The 20,816-nt window shown below is 36.7% G+C and carries 21 protein-coding genes; 15 read left to right on the top strand and 6 right to left on the bottom strand.

Going from position 1 to position 20,816, the window contains the following annotated elements; all coding sequences use genetic code 11:
• Positions 1-94 precede the first annotated feature (94 nt).
• Positions 95-739: a ribosome biogenesis GTP-binding protein YihA/YsxC gene (gene yihA, locus B8W84_RS07495; RefSeq protein WP_094752626.1), complete on the bottom strand. Its 645-nt coding sequence runs from the start codon at positions 737-739 to the stop codon at positions 95-97.
• Positions 740-990: 251 nt separating this feature from the next.
• On the opposite strand from yihA, the gene B8W84_RS07500 reads away from it, so the two are divergent.
• The 5 genes from B8W84_RS07500 to B8W84_RS07520 all read left to right on the top strand — a co-directional run bounded on the left by B8W84_RS07500 (position 991) and on the right by B8W84_RS07520 (position 5,366).
• Entirely contained in the window at positions 991-1,593 is a 603-nt protein-coding gene (locus B8W84_RS07500) for a c-type cytochrome (RefSeq protein ID WP_094752769.1), read from the top strand.
• Between the two features lie 247 nt (positions 1,594-1,840).
• Complete coding sequence (gene yihI / locus B8W84_RS07505; protein WP_094752627.1) at positions 1,841-2,395, top strand: Der GTPase-activating protein YihI; 555 nt, start codon at positions 1,841-1,843, stop codon at positions 2,393-2,395.
• 12 nt (positions 2,396-2,407) lie between these two features.
• Positions 2,408-2,887, top strand: coding sequence for a DUF2489 domain-containing protein (locus B8W84_RS07510; protein WP_094752628.1), 480 nt, complete (start codon positions 2,408-2,410; stop codon positions 2,885-2,887).
• Between the two features lie 17 nt (positions 2,888-2,904).
• A complete protein-coding gene (gene hemN, locus B8W84_RS07515) occupies positions 2,905-4,272 on the top strand; it encodes an oxygen-independent coproporphyrinogen III oxidase (RefSeq protein WP_094752629.1) in 1,368 nt (455 codons plus the stop codon).
• Between the two features lie 2 nt (positions 4,273-4,274).
• Positions 4,275-5,366, top strand: coding sequence for an anhydro-N-acetylmuramic acid kinase (locus B8W84_RS07520; RefSeq protein ID WP_094752630.1), 1,092 nt, complete (start codon positions 4,275-4,277; stop codon positions 5,364-5,366).
• On the opposite strand, the gene B8W84_RS07525 is transcribed toward B8W84_RS07520, so the two are convergent.
• On the bottom strand, positions 5,338-5,589 hold the full coding sequence (locus B8W84_RS07525; protein ID WP_180706043.1) for a DUF3624 domain-containing protein: 252 nt from the start codon (positions 5,587-5,589) through the stop codon (positions 5,338-5,340). The two genes, B8W84_RS07520 and B8W84_RS07525, sit on opposite strands and share 29 nt — an antisense overlap.
• A gap of 147 nt (positions 5,590-5,736) precedes the next feature.
• Here B8W84_RS07525 and nfo point away from each other — a divergent pair, with 147 nt between their 5' ends.
• A complete protein-coding gene (gene nfo / locus B8W84_RS07530; protein ID WP_094752632.1) occupies positions 5,737-6,579 on the top strand; it encodes a deoxyribonuclease IV in 843 nt (280 codons plus the stop codon).
• A 47-nt stretch (positions 6,580-6,626) separates the two neighbouring features.
• On the top strand, positions 6,627-8,771 hold the full coding sequence (locus B8W84_RS07535) for a RelA/SpoT family protein (RefSeq protein ID WP_094752633.1): 2,145 nt from the start codon (positions 6,627-6,629) through the stop codon (positions 8,769-8,771).
• Between the two features lie 60 nt (positions 8,772-8,831).
• Here B8W84_RS07535 and hemG read toward each other — a convergent pair whose 3' ends face one another.
• The 3 genes from hemG to B8W84_RS07550 are packed head-to-tail and all read right to left on the bottom strand — an operon-like array spanning position 8,832 to position 11,481.
• Positions 8,832-9,383, bottom strand: a complete 552-nt coding sequence (gene hemG, locus B8W84_RS07540; RefSeq protein ID WP_094752634.1) for a menaquinone-dependent protoporphyrinogen IX dehydrogenase — start codon at positions 9,381-9,383, stop codon at positions 8,832-8,834.
• The gene (locus tag B8W84_RS07545) at positions 9,384-10,841 is read right to left on the bottom strand and encodes a TrkH family potassium uptake protein (protein ID WP_094752635.1); all 1,458 of its coding nucleotides are present in this window, start codon (positions 10,839-10,841) and stop codon (positions 9,384-9,386) included.
• A 4-nt stretch (positions 10,842-10,845) separates the two neighbouring features.
• Complete coding sequence (locus B8W84_RS07550) at positions 10,846-11,481, bottom strand: YigZ family protein (protein WP_094752636.1); 636 nt, start codon at positions 11,479-11,481, stop codon at positions 10,846-10,848.
• A gap of 537 nt (positions 11,482-12,018) precedes the next feature.
• Between B8W84_RS07550 and dnaB the strand changes: the two genes are divergently transcribed.
• From dnaB to B8W84_RS07590, 8 genes are all read left to right on the top strand, one after another.
• Positions 12,019-13,419 (top strand): replicative DNA helicase, encoded by a 1,401-nt coding sequence (dnaB, locus tag B8W84_RS07555; protein WP_094752637.1) that lies wholly within the window; start codon positions 12,019-12,021, stop codon positions 13,417-13,419.
• Positions 13,420-14,493, top strand: coding sequence for an alanine racemase (gene alr, locus B8W84_RS07560; RefSeq protein WP_094752638.1), 1,074 nt, complete (start codon positions 13,420-13,422; stop codon positions 14,491-14,493).
• A complete protein-coding gene (menC, locus tag B8W84_RS07565; RefSeq protein ID WP_094752639.1) occupies positions 14,490-15,455 on the top strand; it encodes an o-succinylbenzoate synthase in 966 nt (321 codons plus the stop codon). Before alr ends, menC begins: the two co-directional genes overlap by 4 nt.
• Complete coding sequence (locus B8W84_RS07570; RefSeq protein ID WP_094752640.1) at positions 15,440-16,861, top strand: AMP-binding protein; 1,422 nt, start codon at positions 15,440-15,442, stop codon at positions 16,859-16,861. Before menC ends, B8W84_RS07570 begins: the two co-directional genes overlap by 16 nt.
• Before the next feature lie 123 nt (positions 16,862-16,984).
• The gene (locus B8W84_RS07575; protein ID WP_094752641.1) at positions 16,985-17,398 is read left to right on the top strand and encodes a YjfI family protein; all 414 of its coding nucleotides are present in this window, start codon (positions 16,985-16,987) and stop codon (positions 17,396-17,398) included.
• A 12-nt stretch (positions 17,399-17,410) separates the two neighbouring features.
• Positions 17,411-18,094, top strand: coding sequence for a PspA/IM30 family protein (locus B8W84_RS07580; protein ID WP_094752642.1), 684 nt, complete (start codon positions 17,411-17,413; stop codon positions 18,092-18,094).
• 64 nt (positions 18,095-18,158) lie between these two features.
• The gene (locus B8W84_RS07585) at positions 18,159-18,806 is read left to right on the top strand and encodes a hypothetical protein (protein WP_094752643.1); all 648 of its coding nucleotides are present in this window, start codon (positions 18,159-18,161) and stop codon (positions 18,804-18,806) included.
• A 1-nt stretch (position 18,807) separates the two neighbouring features.
• Positions 18,808-19,149, top strand: coding sequence for a hypothetical protein (locus B8W84_RS07590; RefSeq protein ID WP_094752644.1), 342 nt, complete (start codon positions 18,808-18,810; stop codon positions 19,147-19,149).
• Positions 19,150-19,301: 152 nt separating this feature from the next.
• Here B8W84_RS07590 and B8W84_RS07595 read toward each other — a convergent pair whose 3' ends face one another.
• Positions 19,302-20,804, bottom strand: coding sequence for a CYTH domain-containing protein (locus tag B8W84_RS07595; RefSeq protein WP_094752645.1), 1,503 nt, complete (start codon positions 20,802-20,804; stop codon positions 19,302-19,304).
• Positions 20,805-20,816 lie beyond the last annotated feature (12 nt).

Genomic DNA, 20,816 nt, shown 5'->3' on the forward strand with positions numbered 1-20,816 from the left:
AGATTTTACATTTTAAACGGAGACGCGATAACAAGATGTGTATTTTCATCTACACATCTCTATCAACAAAAAATACTATCGAAAGATACGTTTTCTAAGAGGGTTCTACTTGGCGCTGATCATCAAGGGCATACCAATGTGCTATTTTTTGCTCCAATACCTCTACACCAATACCTTTTAGCGATGAAAACAGTTGCACTTCAACATCACCTTCAAAGTTTTTAGCTTCTTCTCGCATTTTTAATAGCGTTGCTTTACGCGCGCCTGATTTTAATTTATCCGCTTTCGTTAATAATGCTAATACCGGAATATTTGCATCGATAGCCCAATAGATAAGCTGTTGGTCTAATTCTTTAAAGGGGTGACGAATATCCATTAAAACAACCAGTCCTTTTAACGAACTGCGATTTTGCAAATATTCACCCAATGAGCGTTGCCATTTTAGTTTCATTTCTAATGGCACTTTAGCAAAACCATAACCAGGTAAATCAATAAGACGCTTGCCCTCTTCTACTTCAAAGACATTAATTAATTGTGTTCTTCCTGGTGTTTTACTTGTTCTGGCTAGACTTTTTTGTCTTGTTAAGCGATTTAATGCACTCGATTTACCTGCATTTGAACGTCCTGCAAAGGCAACTTCGATTCCACTTTCGGGTGGTAAATGTTTGTCTAAATGTTTAATATCCGGTGCACTGATTAAAAAGTGTGCTTTTTGAAAATGTATTTTTTGAACTTCCAATGGAGGCCTCGCTTTAGGCATATAGCAAAATTGTTGATTTTATTAATATTGTGTAAACTACGTTTAGTATTTATATCCGTATTGATCAAAGTTTAAATAAAAATTGACCTAATTTCTCTCGAACTAACGTTAAACGTGTTGCGCGTATGATGCCATTGTAGCATGATGTTTAGAGCATGCTTCAACATACTTGCATTAAACAGGATGGTTATGAAAAATTTATTAACATACTTGCATTAAACAGGATGGTTATGAAAAAATTATTAATCTCTTTATTTGCCTTGTTTAGTTTTATATCTAGCGTACAAGCACAAAGTAATATTAACGCAGGAAAAGAAAAAACAAACACATGCAGTGCATGTCATGGCGCAGATGGAAATAGCCCCTCAAACCTTTATCCTAAATTAGCTGGCCAACATGCCAGTTATCTAGAGAAACAACTCTTAGAATATAAAACGGGTCAACGTCAAGATCCAATAATGAAAAGCATGGTTGCTATGTTATCAAGGCAAGATATACAAGATATCGCGGCTTATTATGCGTCCCAGCAAGCAAGTGAAGAAAGTACAACTGAAGATATTGCGCTACGCGCACAAAAACTATACATGGGCGGGGATATAAAACGTATGTTACCCGCTTGTAGCGCTTGTCACGGACCTCGAGGCAATGGTTTATTTTTAGCAAAATATCCAAAATTATCCAATCAACACCCTGCATATATTGAAACACAATTAAAACAGTTCCGTGCTCAAGCGCGCAATAATGATACTAACGGAGTAATGGTTGATATCGCAGCAAAATTAACCAACAATGAGATCACTTTGTTATCTCAATATATTGCGGCACTTCATTAAAAACAAGTCACTCCACAAGCGCATCTTTGGGGTTAAAAAAGAAAAATGTACCAATACATTTCATCAACTAATCCTGAAGATTTAGCGATGTAATATAAAAATATTCTATCCTGTTTATAATTGCTGATTAATGTACTTATATCTAAACTAAGATGAATACATATACACTTTTTAAAAAGAACTAATTCTGCTATTCTGCGCAACTATTGATCATGACAGGATCACCCATTATTAAGGCTATAAATATATGTCTCGTATTAAGAAAAGTCGAACGGCTGGAAACTCATCTGAAGGTTATACTGGCAAACGTAAAGAAACTTCATCTCAAGCACAAGATGCAAAAGATCGTAAGCGCAAATCAAAGTTAAAAGGAAATAAATCTGGCGCGCGTAATGCTACATTAATAACACAAAATACCAAGAAAAATGCTCAAAACACACTAAATAGCAAACGTATTGGCAGTAAGAAATCGGTGTCATTAAATGTAAAGGTTGAAGCTGAAATTGAAATTAAGAAAATTCAAAAACAACCTAAAGTTAAAATGATAAAAACCATTGTTGAAAATGAGATTTCACCAAAAAAGGAGCTTGAATTATTAGAAAACGATCCACGTTTGAATGATTTGCTCGAACAATTGGACAATGATGAAACCATTAATGAAACCGACCAACTTTGGGTTGAAGAAAAAATGGCACGTCATCAAACGTTAATGGAAAAACTAGGTTGGTTGGACGAAGATGGTGAAGAAGATTTAATTCAACAATTTGAAGATGCCAGCTCAGCACTTGATGAATTTAAATAGAGAGAATCATATATGAATTTGCAAATAGTACTCGCTATATTCGCTACGCTTATTATTATTGCACTTGCCATGTATGTCTGTTTCTTGATGCGTAAGATCCTGCAACAAAAACAGAAAATAGCACAACAGATCCTTCAACAGCAGATACAAAAAAACAAACAAGATCAGCAGCGTAACGAAAACATTTGCACCAGTATTCGCCTTATTGCACGCGCAACAACCGAAAAACAGTGTAATGTTTCAGAGGCGGCTATCCGGTTAAATGTATTATTAGAAACGTTACTTATTGAACCCAAAATTGATATCGACTCAAATTATCCCGCTCTGGCACAGTTATTTGAAAAAATAAAAGATTTTGCCACACATAATGAACGTCAGAAAATGGATAAAAAACACTTAAAAAAACAAGATATACAACGCCAATTTTTGGAAACTGAACTTGAAGATGCTATCCGGCAAGAAACAAAAAAATTAAGTACCTTTTCGATATAGATAAAAGAGAGAAAGAAATGAAAAAAATGGTTTGGGATCAAAACATTATCGAGAAATATAATTATAGTGGCCCTCGATATACATCTTATCCTACGGCACTAGAGTTCAATGAAAGTTTTGATCATAAACAGTTTCTTGAGGCAACACATATTTACCCAGAAAAGCCTTTATCTCTTTATGTACATATCCCTTTTTGTCATCAACTCTGCTATTTTTGTGGCTGTAATAAGATTATTACACGCCATCAAGAAAAGGCAGATGTTTATTTAGATTACCTTGAGCAAGAGATTCAATTTCAATCCCCCTTTTTTAAAAATCGTTTAGTAACTCAATTGCATTGGGGCGGTGGCACCCCTACGTTTTTATTACCCGCACAAATCTCACGTTTAATGCGCATACTACGCACACACTTTACCTTTGCTGATGATGCCGAGCTGAGCATCGAAATTGATCCTCGTAAAATTGAGCTTAGTACCATTGATTTGCTTGCAAAAGAAGGTTTTAATCGCCTAAGTTTAGGCGTACAAGACTTTAATAAAGCCGTACAAAAAGCCATTAACCGAGATCAAGATGAAGACTTTATTAAACAATTACTACAACGTGCTAAAGCGCAAGGTTTTCAATCGACTAATCTTGATATGATTTACGGGTTACCATTACAAAGCAAAGATAGCTTTGCACATACTTTAAATAAAGTATTAGAATTAGATCCCGCACGCCTTTCTATCTTCAATTATGCGCACATGCCTTCAATCTTTGCAGCACAGCGTAAAATTAATGAAGATGATATGCCCAAAGCGACTGAAAAATTAGCCATGCTCCAATACACAATTGAGTTTTTAACTCAATCTGGTTACCAGTTTATCGGCATGGATCATTTTGCAAAACCCGATGACGAACTCGCCATTGCACAACGCAAAGGAAAGTTACATCGCAATTTCCAAGGTTATACGACACAAGAAGATGCCGATTTATTAGGTTTAGGTGTTTCAGCTATCAGTCAAATTGGACACTGCTATTCACAAAACCAAAAAGTTTTATCTGTTTACTATCAACAAATAACCGACAAAAAACACGCTCAGTGGCGAGGTGTTGCACTCAATCAAGATGATTTAATCCGGCGCCAAGTGATCAAAAAATTAATCTGTAATTTTAAACTCGACATTAAACAAATAGAATCAATGTTTAGCATCAAATTTAAAGATTATTTCGCGCAAGACATTAAATTATTACAATGCTTTATTAAAGATGATCTACTCAGTATTGATGACGACTATATAAGTGTTCACCCTAAGGGTCGCTTACTTATTCGTAATATTTGTATGAGCTTTGACGTTTATCTACGCCATAGAGCACGCCAACAACAATTTTCACGAGTTATTTAATTATGTATTATATTGGATTAATGTCAGGAACAAGCTTAGATGCTCTAGATATTGTCATTGCGCAACGTACCGCCTCTACTTTTCAGCAAATTGCTCAAGATGCGGTGCCGTTACCGAAGATGTTACGCCAAAATATATTAAAAATTTGCCAAGATAAAAAAGTAGATTTACAGATGTTGGGTGAAGTTGATCATCAATTTGCTCTGCACTGTGCGCACGCAATTAATACTTTGCTAAAGAAAAGTAAGTTGCAATCCTCACAAATACACGCGATTGGTAGTCATGGACAAACGCTGTTTCACAGTCCTTTGGGTGCCTATCCTTTTACACAACAAGTTGGTGATGCAAATTTAATCGCGGCCAAAACAGGTATTCCTTGTGTGAGTGATTTTAGGCGGATGGACATGGCCTATGGAGGACAAGGTGCTCCACTCGTTCCCGCGTTTCATCAGGCTTTATTTGCGCGCTCGGGATCTCCGCGGATTATTTTAAATATTGGAGGGATAGCAAACATTAGTGTCTTAAATAATCATCAAAATAACTTAGGTTATGATACCGGACCAGGCAATATACTAATGGATGCTTGGATACACCGATGTCAAAATAAAAACTTTGATAAAAATGCACTTTTCGCATTACAAGGTCATGTTTTACCTGATTTATTAGACAAACTCTATGCTGATCCCTATTTTTCACTTGCACCACCAAAAAGTACTGGACGTGAAAAATTTAATCTTACTTGGCTGCTCGACATACTTGGCCAAAACACATACTCAAATGCAGATATACAACGCACCTTATGTGAATTAAGCGCTCTGAGTATTAGCGAACAAATAAAAAAACAACCCGCCAATGCGGATGTATTTGTCTGCGGCGGTGGCGCGCTAAATCCTCTATTAATGCAACGCTTAAGCTTTTTATTAAAAACACAAAAAATACAAACGACGCAAGTATTAGGCGTTGATCCTATGTTTGTTGAAGGAATGGCGTTTGCCTGGCTTGCAGAGCAACGCATGCTCAAAAAAACTATTGCTTTACATTGCGTAACAGGAGCATGCAAAGATGCTATTTTAGGCGGTGTTTATCTTCCGTGATCCGATAATAAATAAAAGCCAATATATGGGCGAACATCAGTAATGCACAACCAAGAAGGGCAAATAATAAAGCAATACTGGCGACTTGCTTCGCATCTTGTCGAAAACAAAACCACCACAATAGCGCACCGCTAAATAATAATATAAGATTAGATATCATACAGAGCCTGCAACGACCTAACTTCTCTTTAAACTTATTTTCCAGACATGATTTACAACTCATTAAAGCACCCTTTATCTCGCACAATATCATCGCTGCAAACAGTATATACTGCTTATTGCACAATAAAGAGATGATTGACTTTCTCTATTACTGTAATATAAATAGGTCTAATATAAGTATATGCACTAACGTCAGTAAGGAATACCTATGAAATATATTGGTGCACACGTCAGTGCTTCTGGCGGTGTGTTTAATGCCCCCCAAAACGCTTCTAAAATCGGAGCAAATGCATTTGCATTATTTACTAAAAACCAACGCCGTTGGGAAGCAAAACCGTTAGATGATGCAACCATTGAAAAATTTAAAGCTGCCTGCCAACTTTATCATTTTTCTGCAGATCAAATTTTACCACACGACTCATATTTAATTAATCTTGGCCATCCGGAAACCGAAGCATTACAAAAATCACGCAACGCATTTCTTGATGAAATATTACGTTGCCAGCAATTAGGATTAACACTACTTAATTTCCATCCTGGGAGTCATCTTAAAAAAATAAGCAGTTCAGATTGTTTACTCCGAATTGCCGAGAGTATCAATTGGGCATTAGAAAAATCTAAAACGGTAAAAGCTGTCATAGAGAATACCGCAGGACAAGGCACAAATCTCGGCTATCAATTTGAACAATTAGCCACCATTATTGAACACGTCGAAGATAAAAGCCGTATTGGCGTATGTTTAGACACTTGCCATACCTTTGTCTCAGGTTATGATTTAAGAACAACACAAGCGTGTGATGATACATTTCAAGCTTTTTCTGATATTGTTGGTTTTAATTATTTGAGTGCTATGCATATTAATGATAGTAAAGTACCTTTAGGTAGCCATGTGGATAGACATGCCTCGTTAGGAGAAGGTAAAATTGGTTGGATTTGTTTCCAATATATTATGCAAGATAATCGATTTAATTCCATTCCGTTAATATTAGAGACTTCAAATCCAAATATATGGGCCGACGAAATTCGACAATTACAACAATGGGCGAAATAATGTAATGTCTATTTTACCTATATTGTTTATTTTAACTTAGAGCAAGAATGCCGATGTTTACACCTCTTAATGATGTGATAAAAACTTATTTAACCGCTGAACAATGCGCATTTATTGAGCGAGCTTATCATTTTGCGGCAAATGCACATAAAGGCGTGACCCGCGCAAGTGGTGAGCCCTATATAACGCATCCTGTTGCAGTTGCAAGTATATTAGCGTCTATGCAACTAGATCATGAAGCAATAACGGCGGCTTTATTACATGACGTACTCGAAGACACCGATGCAACATATCAACAATTAAGTGATACATTTAATCCTGTTGTCGCCAATTTAGTTGAGGGCGTGACTAAACTCGATAAAATTAACTTTAAAAATCGCGAACAGGCACAGGCGTCTAACATTTGTAAAATGTTAATCGCAATGTCTAAAGACTTTCGCGTTATGCTAATAAAACTTGCCGATCGCGTTCATAACATGCGCACCTTAGATTCTTTACGCCCAGACAAACGGAAACGTATTGCTCGCGAGACTTTTGAAATATTTACGCCGATTGCGGATAGACTCGGCCTCCACTTTTTAAAAAATGAACTCGAAGAACTCGCATTTAAAGCATCTAACTCTAGTCGTTATTACGTATTAAAAGCCGCTATCAGTAAAGCACGTGGCAATCGTAAAGATTTTATTCAGGGTATTTGTGACGAAATATCGCTTAAACTAGAGAATATAAAGATTGATGCAAAGGTAGTTGGTAGAGAAAAACATTTATATAGTTTATATAGGAAAATGCGTAAAAAAGGTTGTCAGTTCCACGATGTGATGGATGTCTATGCTTTTCGTATTATCGTCAACGATCTAGACACTTGCTATCGTGTTTTAGGTCAAATGCATCATTTGTATCAACCTAAATTAGAATATTTTAAAGATTATATTGCGATACCCAAAGCCAATAGTTATCAATCCATACACACGACATTAATTACCCACCACGGGGTTAATATTGAGATCCAAATTAGAACTCAAGATATGGATATGGTGGCGAGACAAGGGATTGCTGCACATTGGAGCTATAAAAGTGACAATAAAAATTCAAACATTATCGCTCAATTACAAACAAGAAATTGGTTCCAAGGTCTAGGCGAGCCAGATGATAATTCAACTAACTCTCTTCTTTTATTAGAAAATATTAAAGCAGAATTAGGTAATAATGAGATCCATGTATTAACCCCTCAGGGAAAAATATTAGTCTTACCTGCACATGCTACCTCCGTTGATTTTGCCTATGCTTTGCATACCAATATTGGCCACCGCTGTATTGGCGCAAAAGTAGATAATGAATATTCACTACTCAGTAATAAATTAGAAAGTGGACAAACTATCGAAATTATTACGCGAGATAATTTACAACCTAGTGCAAATTGGTTAAATTTTGTCGCCACGCATAAGGCACGTAGCAGCATTCGTCAGTACCTAAAACAACAACCAGATGAAATCAGTATTCCTGATGGCCGTCTCCTATTAAAACAAGCACTTAATCACACTAATTTAGCAGATATTCCACAAAAAAATATCGATAGCGTCATCAAAGACTATCGCCTTGCTGACTTTAAAAGTTTATTAAATGCCATTGGTAAAGGACAATTGTTAAGTATGATCATCGCTCGACGCTTACGTGGCAATTCAGACGGTCTAACTGAATCTATACATAAGCAGCCCTATCGACAAAGTGCGGTTCAAGGTGCTGAAGACATGATGATAACTTACGCAAACTGTTGTAAACCCTTACCTGGCGACCCTATAATAGCCCATACTAGTTCAATTAAAGGGCTCGTCATACATTTAAAAAATTGTCATAATGTCATAGGTTTTAAAAATGAACGTGATAAATATATCTCAATAGAATGGGATATGAATTTTATGAACCAATATGAGTATGCTAGCGATCTACAAGTATTAATGGTCAACCATAAAGCCGGTCTAGCAAAACTTTTTACGATTATATCCAAAAGTAATGCTAATGTAGCCGGATTACACACCACCGAACTCTCAAATGATCTCTACGCCATCAACATTACGATCACGGTCATTAATCGAATACATTTATCACGTATAATGCGTCAGATAAAAAAATTATCTAGCGTAAAAAGCGTCAAACGTAGTAATCCCCAAAAACAGCCTAAAGGAGAAATTTAATGAACAAATACCACGTAGTAACTTTACGCAATACTTCAACTTAAAACAACTCACAGTTTTTTAATCAACAGACAAGCACGGAGAACAACGAGATATCTTTGCGAATTGACGACTAAAAATTTTAACGCTAGACCAATCGGTTAACTCTATATCCTTACTTTTATCCGTATTTCCTCCTGTCATTTTCATAATGAGTTGGATCAATAAGGTCTGCCACCAATTATATCTAGAATAAAGTAATGCTCCGGCAAAGACAGCCATTAACTGGGGTTTCCATGATGATTGCTGTAAAAATTTTTGCATATATGTATTATTTTCTACTTTTGCTTTTTCTGGATTTCTTGCCGTTAAGCAAACCAGAAAAAAAGCATGAGGTAAGAGATCCAACTCCACGTGATATTTGTTCACAAAAGTTAAAAAGCTTTTCCGTACATGCCCATAACGAATGGATGCCCCAAGTAAAACATTGTCGTAATCTTCAAAATTAATCTCTGGATCCAGATCAACATCGAATAATTCTTTTTCTCCTTCGATAAAATCACTAATATAGTTTATGATTTTTAACGTTTGTCCCTCAACCGATGAGTATAAAACTAATGTCTTTGTTGCCATTTAATTCTTCCAATAAATAGGTGTAAATAACACCAATAACGTAAATATTTCTAATCGACCAAATAGCATTGCCACGATCATTATCCATTTTGAACTGTCGTTAACCTCATTAAAGTGCACCGCAACCTGACCCAATCCCGGCCCTAAATTATTTAACATCGCAACAGTAGCAGAAAAAGAACTCAGTTCATCCATTCCCGTCATCGCAAGAGCCAACATACACAAAATAAAAACCAAGGCATACGTTGAAAAGAACCCCCACACCGCATCAACAACACGATCTGGAACAGCTTTATTCGCTAATTTAATTTTATACACGGCTTTAGGATGAACAATTCGCTTTAATTCACGTAAACCCTGTAAATTAAGCAATAAAATCCGAATAACCTTTAGCCCCCCTCCCGTTGAACCTGCACAGCCACCAATAAAACTCGCTAAAACTAATAACACAGGTAAAAATAATGGCCAATTAGCAAAAGAAGTAGTGCTAAAACCCGCGGTAGTCGAAATAGAAACAGCTTGAAATAAAGATTGTGAAAAGGTTCGCTCAATAGATGAATACACTTGATGATTCATTAACGTAATAAAACAAATCAAAGTTAAAATGATTTGTATCGATAAAAACATCCGCACTTCTGGGTCTTTTTTATATAGAGACAAAGAAAATTTAGGGGCGCTAAACGCACGAAAATGCAAAGCATAATTAACCCCAGATATAAGTAAAAAAACGACCGTAATAATATTAATAATATCACTTTCAAAATATCCAATACTCGCATCATGCGTCGAGAAACCACCAATTGAAACGGTCGAAAAGCTATGCCCTAATGCATCAAAAAGGCTCATTCCAGCAAGCCAAAAAGCTAACATACAAGCCACCGTTAGACACAAATAAATATACCAAAGTGCTTTGGCAGTTTCCGCAATTCTCGGGGTCATTTTAGAATCTTTTATTGGTCCAGGGGTTTCTGCTCTATATAGTTGCATCCCTCCAATACCCAGCATAGGTAAAATAGCAACGGCAAGCACAATAATCCCCATTCCGCCAAACCATTGCAACATTTGCCTATAAAAAAGAATGGACTTAGGTAAGTTATCTAAATTTTCAATTACGGTTGCGCCGGTGGTGGTCAGGCCAGAAAAAGATTCAAAAAATGCACTGGCAATATTCATGTCCAAGCGCGAACTCATTAAAAAAGGAATGGCCCCAACACTGCCTAGAGTGACCCAAAATATCACGACTATTAAAAAACCATCGCGTATTCTAAGTTCTGTTTTTCTATTTCGATTCGGCGCCCAAAGAAGAAAGCTAATAAAAAGTGTGATCGCAAACGCAGTTAAAAAGTCATCTCCCCCTCCATCATTATAAATAGATGCAACAAAAACAGGGGGCAACATCGTTAAGCTAAATAAGCCGATGAGTAAGCCCACAATGCGTATTATAGAGCGAAAAGCCATTTAACTATTCCACACTATCATTATCATCGCTAATGTTTTTAACATGCACTTTACCTTGTGTTATCGATGCTATCTTAAGTAAAAAAGACGCACATTTACGCACATCAATAGCCAAGATTACATCCACTTTATATTGATATTTAATGTGCACCACATACCCCCAATAATCAGCGAGGATATTTTCTATTAATGCCATTTGTGCATGATCACACTGTAGTTGATATTGCTTATAAAAACATTTTTCGCGCACCTGCATTTGCTTAATTAATTGCCGAATACCATTTGAATAGGCATGTACTAATCCTCCTGTACCCAGTTTTACCCCTCCTGAATAGCGCACTACAACGCCAAGAAGCTCACCTACTTTTGCTCCCTGTAACAGACTTAGCATTGGCTTTCCCGCCGTTCCCTTTGGCTCGCCATCATCACTACACCCTTGCTCTACACTCGCAGATGGACTACCTGCAATGTAAGCCCAACAATGATGTCCTGCATTAGGGTGTGACAATTTTATTTCTTGTAGGCGTGACATTGCATTACTCTTACCTGATGCATGCATAAGATAAGTGATAAACCGACTTTTTTTTATCTCTTCTTTATAACAAAGATCTTTTTCTAAAACAGGGTACGCATTAAGCATTCATAGACTCCAATAAAACTACACTAAAAGCACTCGCTCTTTCCAACGGCTATTTTCTTATCGATTACCCTTTACTTAAACTCAACCATTCTTCGTGTTTTTATAAAACGACGATATAATAACGCAACTTAAAAAATAAGACATTAACTACACTTTTTTATGCGTCTATTACAAGTGAAATAAAAAAGCCGATATATCCATCATAAATACTACATATAAGCATAAAACATCAAATGCTGACAAAGTAGAAAACAACCTCAAACGAGGCGCTATACCCTCTCAAAAAAGAATATAAAGAGAAGTGATATTAAGCCCTGTTTTTGTTAGAGTATAGAGTATATCAAGATCTGCAGAGTACATGAGTACCTCTATAAAGATAACGAGTACCTTACGTGTTACAAGCTCCTTATCAGAGAAAACATTTATAAATTAAGCGCAGAAAACCAAATTTAAGCATCTCTATATAATTAAATACACAAATAAAAACAATCATTCGCGATAAGTTGCATCACTACAAATATTAGATCAGGATAAGACATGGCAGATAAAGCACGTTATAACGTATCAAAGAAGCACCCCTTATCAAGCACTAAAACAGTACCTCATTCTTTTGAAGCCGAGCAAGCTATCATTGGTGGTTTATTGCTCAAAAATGATGCTTGGAATGATGTTGCAGAACGAGTGGTAGAGCGTGATTTTTATCACCGTGCGCACCGTACGATTTTTGCAACGATTGAAAAGTTAAGTGGTGAAGATGTTCCTGTCGATCTCGTAACACTCTCTGAATCCTTAGAAAATAACCAAGTCTTAGAAGCCATTGGTGGAATAGCTTATCTTGCAGAGTTATTACAAAACACCCCAAGTGCAGCCAATATTAATAATTATGCGGATATTGTACGTGAACGTGCCATCGTGCGAGAGCTGATTGGTGTGGCCAATGAAATTGCTGAAGCGGGTTATGAAACTGAAGGGCGTAATAGTGCCGACCTACTTGATTTTGCCGAAACAAAAGTATTTCAAATTGCAGAAGCAAGACAGAATAAGAGTGATGGTCCAAAAGCAATTAAAGATATTTTAAAAGCGACCGTTGCAAAAATTGATGATTTATGTAAAAACCCTCGCGATGGCATTACAGGGCTATCTTCGGGTTATAATGATTTAGACCAAATGACAACCGGCTTTCAACCTGGCGATTTAATTATTGTTGCTGCGCGCCCCTCTATGGGAAAAACCACTTTTGCCATGAATATGGCTGAATATGCAGCCCTTAACGCCGACAAACCCACGCTGATATTCTCATTAGAGATGCCCGCAGAACAAATAATGAATCGTATGCTTGCGTCCCTTGGGCGCATTGATCAAAGTAAAATTCGCACAGGTCAACTCGACGAAAATGATTGGGCTTCACTTTCTTCAACAATGTCCATTTTACTCAATAAAAGTAAAATGTTTATTGATGATAGTTCAGGGTTAACGCCAACAGAATTACGCTCTCGTGCTCGCAGAATTGCACGCGACCATGACGGCATTGGCCTCATTGTTATCGATTATCTACAACTGATGCGCGTACCATCTTTAAGCGAAAATAGAACATTAGAAATTTCAGAAATATCTCGCTCTCTAAAAGCCCTTGCTAAAGAGTTACGTTGCCCCGTTATCGCGCTATCTCAACTCAACCGTGGCCTTGAACAGCGTGCAGATAAACGCCCCATTAACTCAGATTTGCGCGAATCAGGAGCAATAGAGCAAGATGCAGATTTAATTATGTTTATTTATCGTGATGAAGTATATAACGATGACAGTAACGAAAAAGGCATCGCTGAAATCATTATCGGCAAACAACGTAATGGACCGATTGGTAAAATCCGTTTGACCTTTCAAGGGCGCTATTCACGCTTTGATGATTATACGGGCGCAGCATACCATGGAGAAGACTAGATGAATATTACGCGCGCTATCATTAATCTCAGCGCCCTACAGCACAATTTGCAAGTATTAAAAAAACAAGCTCCAAACAGTAAAATATTAGCGATTATTAAAGCCAACGCATACGGCCACGGCATGATAAAAATAGCCCAAAACCTCACTGGCATATATGGCTTAGGCGTTGCACGGCTTAATGAAGCATTAGTATTGCGCGACGCTAACATCAAAACTCCAATTGTACTTTTAGAGGGTTTTTTTGCACAAGAAAACTTACCTTTATTGGTGAAACACGACCTACAAACCGTGATCCACAGCAAACAACAAGTTATTGATTTACTTGAAGCAAAGCTCGAAAAACCCTTGAAAATATGGTTAAAACTTGATGTGGGCATGCATCGATTAGGCTTTCATCCTCATGAGTTTCAAAAAACATACCAAAGATTAGAGCGCTGCAAAAATGTGCAAAAACCAATTAATTTAATTTGCCATTTTAACTGCGCAGATGAACTCGATAATCCTATTACAGAAAAACAAACGCAATTATTTAAAGAACAAATACAAGAAAGAAGTGGCTTACATTCTTTAGCCAGCTCTGCAGCAACATTAGCATGGCCAACATCACATGCAGACATTATCCGCCCAGGTATTGCCTTATATGGCATTTCTCCCTTTGCAGATAAAGAAGCACAAGACTTTTCACTGCTACCCGTAATGACTCTTAAATCACGCCTAATTGCAGTTCGGGAGCATAAAAAAGGTGACGCTGTTGGTTATGGCGCACAATGGACATCGACTCAAGATACTAAGCTTGGGGTTGTCGCTATTGGCTATGGGGATGGTTACCCGAGAATGGCTCCCGAAGGTACTCCCATACTTATTAATGGCCGTATATTACCCCTAGTTGGACGAGTATCGATGGATATGCTCACTGTCGATTTAGGCATAAATTGCACCGATAAAGTCGGTGATGATGTTACCTTATGGGGAGATGGCTTATCTGCAACACTCGTGGCTAAATATATTGGTACGATTTCTTACGAGCTCGTTACAAAATTAACTTCGCGCGTTGAATTACAATATATATGATCCACGGGAAATTGTTTTTCTATCAAATACCCTTTGTAAATAGCATTGATTTTAAAGGTAACGTATTAAATAAACGCTGTGGTTATATATTACAACTCAGCGACACAAACGGTCACTTTAGTTGGGGTGAAATTGCACCTTTACCCGGCTTTAGTCAAGAAACATTAGCACAAGCTAAATCACAAATAATAAAACTGCTCGAACAAGGTATCACCTCCAGTACGTCTAAAAAACATTTATATCCCAGTGTACAATTTGCATTAAGTTGCGCCTTACAAAAAATCCCTCTGTGCTCTAAAAGCACATCAAAAATACCCGTTATCCCTTTATTACAAGGCGATATTTTATCGCAACTAGCTCAATATAAAGCGTTAGGTTTTCCGAGTTCGATTAAAATAAAAGTAGGACGAGCATCGATGGAACAAGATACACGATTATTTAATTCGCTCACACAATTAAATACTCAAGTACAAATCCGTTGTGATGCAAACCAAGCATGGAGCGCGTCTCAAGCTTCGCTCTTCTTCAGCCACATTTCACGTCAACACCTGTATTACATCGAAGAGCCGACCCCTAAACATACGCTTAATTTAACGCTGGCACATACTTATAAAATTGCATTAGCGCTCGATGAAACATTGCAAGATGCTTCTTTTATATATCAAACAAACCCGCAGATTAAGGCGCTAATATTAAAGCCTACCTTAATCGGTAGCCTAAGAAATATAAAAAAATGGGTACACATCGCACAAAAAGAGGATCTACACATTAGCTTTAGCTCCTCTTTTGAGTCCAGTGTCGCACTACAACATATCCGCTACTTGGCAGAACAGATACCGTTAATGCACCCTATATCTCTTGGTGTCGACACCTTAAAATATTTTCAAAAAGCCCCATTAACTCAAGCGTTAAATCTTAAACATGAAATACAACATTTAGAGTGTGTATGGACCAACGATTAGACCTTTGCCCTGTTCGCTATTGGGCTAAATCAACCCCTAAAGCAATTGCCTTTAACGATACAAATAAAAAGGTAAGTTTCCAACAATTGGATCTGCTTATTGATGATCTATATTTGCAGCTGAGCGATCAGCAGGTACAAGAGGGAGACCGATTAGTCTCAATTAGTAAGAATAGCTTCGAGCTCGTTACGCTACAATTGTGTTGCATACGTTATGCCATTATTTTCTGCCCACTTAATCCCCGTTTTAGCTCCACTGAAATAGAGCAATGTATCGACCAACTAGTGACATCAAAAATATGGACGGCGGATAAAGTCAGGAGAAAAGGAACATTACAATTACAGTTTAAAATATCAGGTGTTAGACACAAAAATCTTCTGCTTGATAATATTCCTCTTGATAGCGAGAAAATCTGTAATATTATTTTCACCTCCGGAAGTAGCGGTCAAGCAAAAGCTGTTATGCACAACTTTAGAAACCATTATTACAGCGCAAAAGGTTCTTTAAACACTATCGCATTAAAAGCACCCGACATAAATTATCTTTCTTTACCTCAATTTCACATCAGTGGTTATGCTACGGTTATACGTACCATTTTAAGCGGTGCCACCTTGTTTCTTAGTCAAGATAACTTGTCCGTGTGCCTGCTTAAAAAAGAAAAAATAACTCACCTCTCTCTTGTCAGTACACAATTATATCGATTACTCCATGACGCATGCTTTAAAGCTTCTAAGTTAACGATTAAACACCTTTTATTAGGTGGAAGTGCATTTTCCGAAAGTTTATTAACCGAAACAAGAAATCGTGGTTTTGTCTTTCACTTAAGCTATGGCAGCACTGAAATGAGTTCTCAGATCGCAACATCAAGCAATAATACTAAATTGCTTCTTTTACCTTATCGAGAGCTTAAAATTAAAAATGATGAAATATTATTGCGGGGAGCAACACGCTTTATTGGCTATTTCAAAAATCAGGTTTGTACAAGTACGATTGCATCTGAAAAATGGTTTAAAAGTAAAGATATCGGATATTTTAAACAAAAAAAACTGACAATTTTAGGCCGTAAAGATAGACAATTTATTAGTGGTGGTGAAAATATACAGCCAGAAAAAATCGAAGAGACCCTTTTAACATTGCCTTATATAGAGCAAGCCTATGTTGTACCCTTTGCCGATAAACAGTTTGGACAACGACCCGTTGCATTTATTAAATGGCGTGCAGATAAACGACCCAAACATACCATTAAGCAGGATTTACAAACAAAACTCGCCTCGTTTTTACAACCAATACATTATTTTGATTTACCCATGCAAATAGGATTTAAAATTTCATTAAAAGAACTATGCTTATATGCACGACAGCATCACCATGAAATAGACATAACAAATAAAAATAAACCTTTTTAAAACATGTCTTTAATATAAAATAATAAAAATATATTATTCCGAATAATTCAATATGACATATAATGCCAAGACCACTAAATTAACCACAGTGACATTTAATGTCGAATGCCATTAAGGAGTTTTATGAATATTCACAAAATTGCTATTCATCTAAATCAATTAGAAGATAAAACAGAAACGGGTTTTAATTTTGATTGTACGCCCATTGATGGTGAAATAGATGTGTTACAAGTCGATGTTATTGGTCGCGAAGAAATCCCTATCTTTCTTTCTATTAGTGATAATCAAATTTTATGCATTGCTTATCTATGGGGTGAAGACGAAGTAAAAGAAGACTTGAGAACCAATATGATGGAAGCAATGCTAGAAATAAATATTACTATGCCACTTTCATCTTTTGCTAAAATTGGTAATAAATATGTGATTTTTGGGGCGCTATCGATTCACTCACGATTAGAAGATATTGAATTAGAAATCATAACCTTAAGTGACAATAGCTTAGAGGTGATTAGCGCAATGGACAGTTACTTAAATTAATTCGGAGATTTTATGAGTATTTTTAAAAAAATTATTAGTGCCCTTCGTGGCGGTGCTCGAGAAGCAGGTGAAGCCATTATTGATGCCAATTCAACACGCATTTTTGAACAAGAGATCCGCGATAGCGAAAAACACATCATACTTGCCAAACGTAACCTCACCGAAGTGATGGCCAAGCAGATGCAAACAGCACGTGAACTCGCCCAACTACAGCAAAGTATAAAAGAACATGAAGGTTATGCCTTACAGGCTTTAGATCAAGGCAATGAAACATTAGCTATCGAAGTGGCCGAAAAAATCAGTGAACTAGAAACGAGCCATAGTGAACAACAACAAGCAAATGAAAGCTATTTAAAAAATGCACAGCGTCTTAAAGACTTGATCAAAAAGAGCGATCGTCAATTAATGGACTATAAACGTCAATTAAGCATGATCAAGACAACAGAAAGCGTACAAAAAGCAACATCGGCTATCACTGATAATTTTACAGCAAGTAACTCAAAACTACTTAATGCAAAAGATTCATTGGAAAGAATTAAAGCCAAGCAAGCACTGTTTGATGACCAATTAAAAGCCGCAGAGCAACTTGAGTCAGAAGACACTGATCAATCTCTTAAAAACAAATTAAAAGAAGCCGGAATTGGTGAGAAAACATCCTCTGCACAATCCATTTTAGATCGTTTAAAAACAAAATAAAACCGTCTTCTCAGTCACATGCCTTACATCTATGGCATGTGACTTGCTTTTAAAAGGAGCCCATATGAATTTTTTTAAATCCCTTTTTAACAAAAAAAAAACAGATAATATACGTCAATTAACACAACCCAGCGAGCTACAGCTCAATGATATTTTTACCTTTGGCGATAGCTTTGCTCTACCTGAAATAATGCGCAAACAGCAACTACAAGTGCTCAATATTAACAATATTGAATTTAAGCACCAACACTATGCTCAAATAGTCGCCCAAGGTAGCAATACACAATTGGTTTATCTTAGCTTTCCAAATAATGCGCAACATTTAATGCAGTTAAGCTTATTACTAACACGCGATGATGTTGAACAACTCTTTGACATGCAAGATTTTTCAGAAATTTTTGAAGCACCAGGTAATGTACATTTACGTCCGTTATTAAAACAACATCGCTATGCAGATATGCTCAGTGATGTATATATTCAACAAAACTTTATGACCACTGGTTATTATCATCAACAAGATTTTCGTAATATTAGCCCCCCGCAATTTACGCAAGATGAGCATGGTCGAGAATTTGAGTATTACACTTTAACCGGAGGTAAAGAACAACGTAGCATCGAAATATTTATTTTTGAAAATGGTGATACCGATATATACTTATCATTTTTACGCCCCATCAATGACATCGTAGAGTTATGGGCAAAAGGAGAATAACGTGCCAACAAGAGAATTGCCTCAGAAATGGCAACAATCTGCAAAGGTTGTCAATGCAGTGCAAATCGCCTTTGATATGGATACTCGTCTACAGTACAGTATTCGGCGCAGTGCACTAGACAAAGGTATTAGCCCCTCGGAGCAAATTCGTTTTTTACTTGGGCTCAGCACACATAAAAAACCAAAGCGCCCTCGTCTAACCGTCAGCCTTAATAATGAAGACTACAAACAGCTGAGTAACCGCTATAATATTCCAGCAACTGAGCAATTAGAGATAAAAAAATCAGTTATTGAAGAGCTCACCCACTTTGCACGCGACGGTAACATACAGACGCCAGAATAACTTATCTCTAAGATTACAATTTTTATTTATGTCTGTTAGCCCACCTTTTAATCAGAGATAACCCGCCAGATTGAGATCTCATCTGTTGCGATAGCGCGTTCTGCGCCCTATCGCAACCATATAAAAAATGTAAACATGCACTTTAAGTATTCTTAAACGAGCCAATAAGCTTCTTTTAATAAAGCCTGTTGTTGAGATTGTTGTAACGCATTTAATAATGCCTCTTGTTTGCGGTGCAACCATTTCTGATAATCCACTTTTAGACTTATTTCAAGTTCATATTCAGTGAAATCAGACACTACTTCAAGCATTTCAATTGCATCAATACCTTGTTTGATATCTAACCAAAGATCCCGATAGTTATCTCTTTCTTGCTTATCAAATAAACAACCAAAGCTTAAATCCGTTAATAATGCACTCTCAAATAAGCCTTTGTTGTCCATGAAATATGACATTGGCAACTTTTCAGCATGCGCCATTTTAGACTTTATTTCACTCCAAATTACGGTTAATGATTTTATTGAAAAGTCGGATATTGACGTATTTGAAGCATCTGTATATTGCTCTTTTTCAAGTTGAATCAACCACTGTGTGAAATTTAAAACAAACTGTGCATAACGACAAGAGGTTAAAATATCACGACACGCCTGTGCATCGGGAAAACGACTATTTTGCATCGAAATATGCTTAACTATTTTTTTTGATTTTGATAATTTACGCAAATAAAAGGCTTTATTCTCTAATAAATTGGCATTTACTTTTTTCGATTCTGTCCATGAAAATGAGCGCACTAACCAATGTAAATCAGAGATCCAACTCGCTTTTAATAATACAGGGAAAACATGTTGATATAATTTGATATTTTGATGTAAAAATTTAATTCCCTTAAAAATTTCAATCAATGCACTCTCTTGCTCATCCAGCATATAACAATTTTCATGATATTGAATGTGTTGTAAACCATGTTGCAATGTACAGAGTAAACTATTTTTTAATGACATTTCTGAATGTAGTTTAGCAAAACTTAAAGGATATGGTTTAAATGAAAGGTTATCTGCTAGCATATAACCTCGCTGCGCTTTACTGACATTACTCAAACGAGTTTGAGGTAACGTTGCGATATTTTGCGCAACAACAAATAATTGATCAATATTACCTTTAATAAGCTCCAACTCAATTTCACATAAAGGTATCTCCCCTTCATTCGTTGTAATAAAACCTTTATCGTAGGCTACCTCGATTAAAGTATCATCACTCATTTCAAGCAACCACGTTCTGCGTTCAAAGTCGGTGCTAAACAAAGGTATAAGACGCGCTTCAAGCGCACTAATATCACATGTTTCTGGCCAAATATCACGCCGAAACGAAGCCAACACAGGCAGTTTACCTGTAATAGGCTCATTATATTCAGGTCGCTGATGCACTCCGCCGATAGCCCTGCCCGCCAACTTGATAGTTTGTACTGCATTACCCGCACAATGCCGAACACGTAATCCAATATCCATTTTTCGGAGGCTTAAATCGAGCGTATCGAAATAAACATTATTTAAAATTTGTTTCTTTGTTGAAATAAAATTGTACTGATTGATAATTTCAACCAATTGTTGTTCAAATTCCATACTAAAAAGGAACTTTATTTCTATTTCCATTTCCATAAGTTTTACCAA

The sequence above is a fragment of the Psychromonas sp. CD1 genome (assembly GCF_002239585.1).
Lineage (GTDB): Bacteria > Pseudomonadota > Gammaproteobacteria > Enterobacterales > Psychromonadaceae > Psychromonas.

Bases quoted from the DNA above. Each gene is read 5' to 3' on its own strand.
- B8W84_RS07500 (WP_094752769.1), top strand. From the start codon at position 991: ATGAAAAAATTATTAATCTCTTTATTTGCCTTGTTTAGTTTTATATCT.
- yihI (WP_094752627.1), top strand. From the start codon at position 1,841: ATGTCTCGTATTAAGAAAAGTCGAACGGCTGGAAACTCATCTGAAGGT.
- B8W84_RS07510 (WP_094752628.1), top strand. From the start codon at position 2,408: ATGAATTTGCAAATAGTACTCGCTATATTCGCTACGCTTATTATTATT.
- hemN (WP_094752629.1), top strand. From the start codon at position 2,905: ATGAAAAAAATGGTTTGGGATCAAAACATTATCGAGAAATATAATTAT.
- B8W84_RS07520 (WP_094752630.1), top strand. From the start codon at position 4,275: ATGTATTATATTGGATTAATGTCAGGAACAAGCTTAGATGCTCTAGAT.
- B8W84_RS07525 (WP_180706043.1), bottom strand. From the start codon at position 5,589: ATGAGTTGTAAATCATGTCTGGAAAATAAGTTTAAAGAGAAGTTAGGT.
- nfo (WP_094752632.1), top strand. From the start codon at position 5,737: ATGAAATATATTGGTGCACACGTCAGTGCTTCTGGCGGTGTGTTTAAT.
- B8W84_RS07535 (WP_094752633.1), top strand. From the start codon at position 6,627: ATGCCGATGTTTACACCTCTTAATGATGTGATAAAAACTTATTTAACC.
- hemG (WP_094752634.1), bottom strand. From the start codon at position 9,383: ATGGCAACAAAGACATTAGTTTTATACTCATCGGTTGAGGGACAAACG.
- B8W84_RS07545 (WP_094752635.1), bottom strand. From the start codon at position 10,841: ATGGCTTTTCGCTCTATAATACGCATTGTGGGCTTACTCATCGGCTTA.
- B8W84_RS07550 (WP_094752636.1), bottom strand. From the start codon at position 11,481: ATGCTTAATGCGTACCCTGTTTTAGAAAAAGATCTTTGTTATAAAGAA.
- dnaB (WP_094752637.1), top strand. From the start codon at position 12,019: ATGGCAGATAAAGCACGTTATAACGTATCAAAGAAGCACCCCTTATCA.
- alr (WP_094752638.1), top strand. From the start codon at position 13,420: ATGAATATTACGCGCGCTATCATTAATCTCAGCGCCCTACAGCACAAT.
- menC (WP_094752639.1), top strand. From the start codon at position 14,490: ATGATCCACGGGAAATTGTTTTTCTATCAAATACCCTTTGTAAATAGC.
- B8W84_RS07570 (WP_094752640.1), top strand. From the start codon at position 15,440: ATGGACCAACGATTAGACCTTTGCCCTGTTCGCTATTGGGCTAAATCA.
- B8W84_RS07575 (WP_094752641.1), top strand. From the start codon at position 16,985: ATGAATATTCACAAAATTGCTATTCATCTAAATCAATTAGAAGATAAA.
- B8W84_RS07580 (WP_094752642.1), top strand. From the start codon at position 17,411: ATGAGTATTTTTAAAAAAATTATTAGTGCCCTTCGTGGCGGTGCTCGA.
- B8W84_RS07585 (WP_094752643.1), top strand. From the start codon at position 18,159: ATGAATTTTTTTAAATCCCTTTTTAACAAAAAAAAAACAGATAATATA.
- B8W84_RS07595 (WP_094752645.1), bottom strand. From the start codon at position 20,804: ATGGAAATGGAAATAGAAATAAAGTTCCTTTTTAGTATGGAATTTGAA.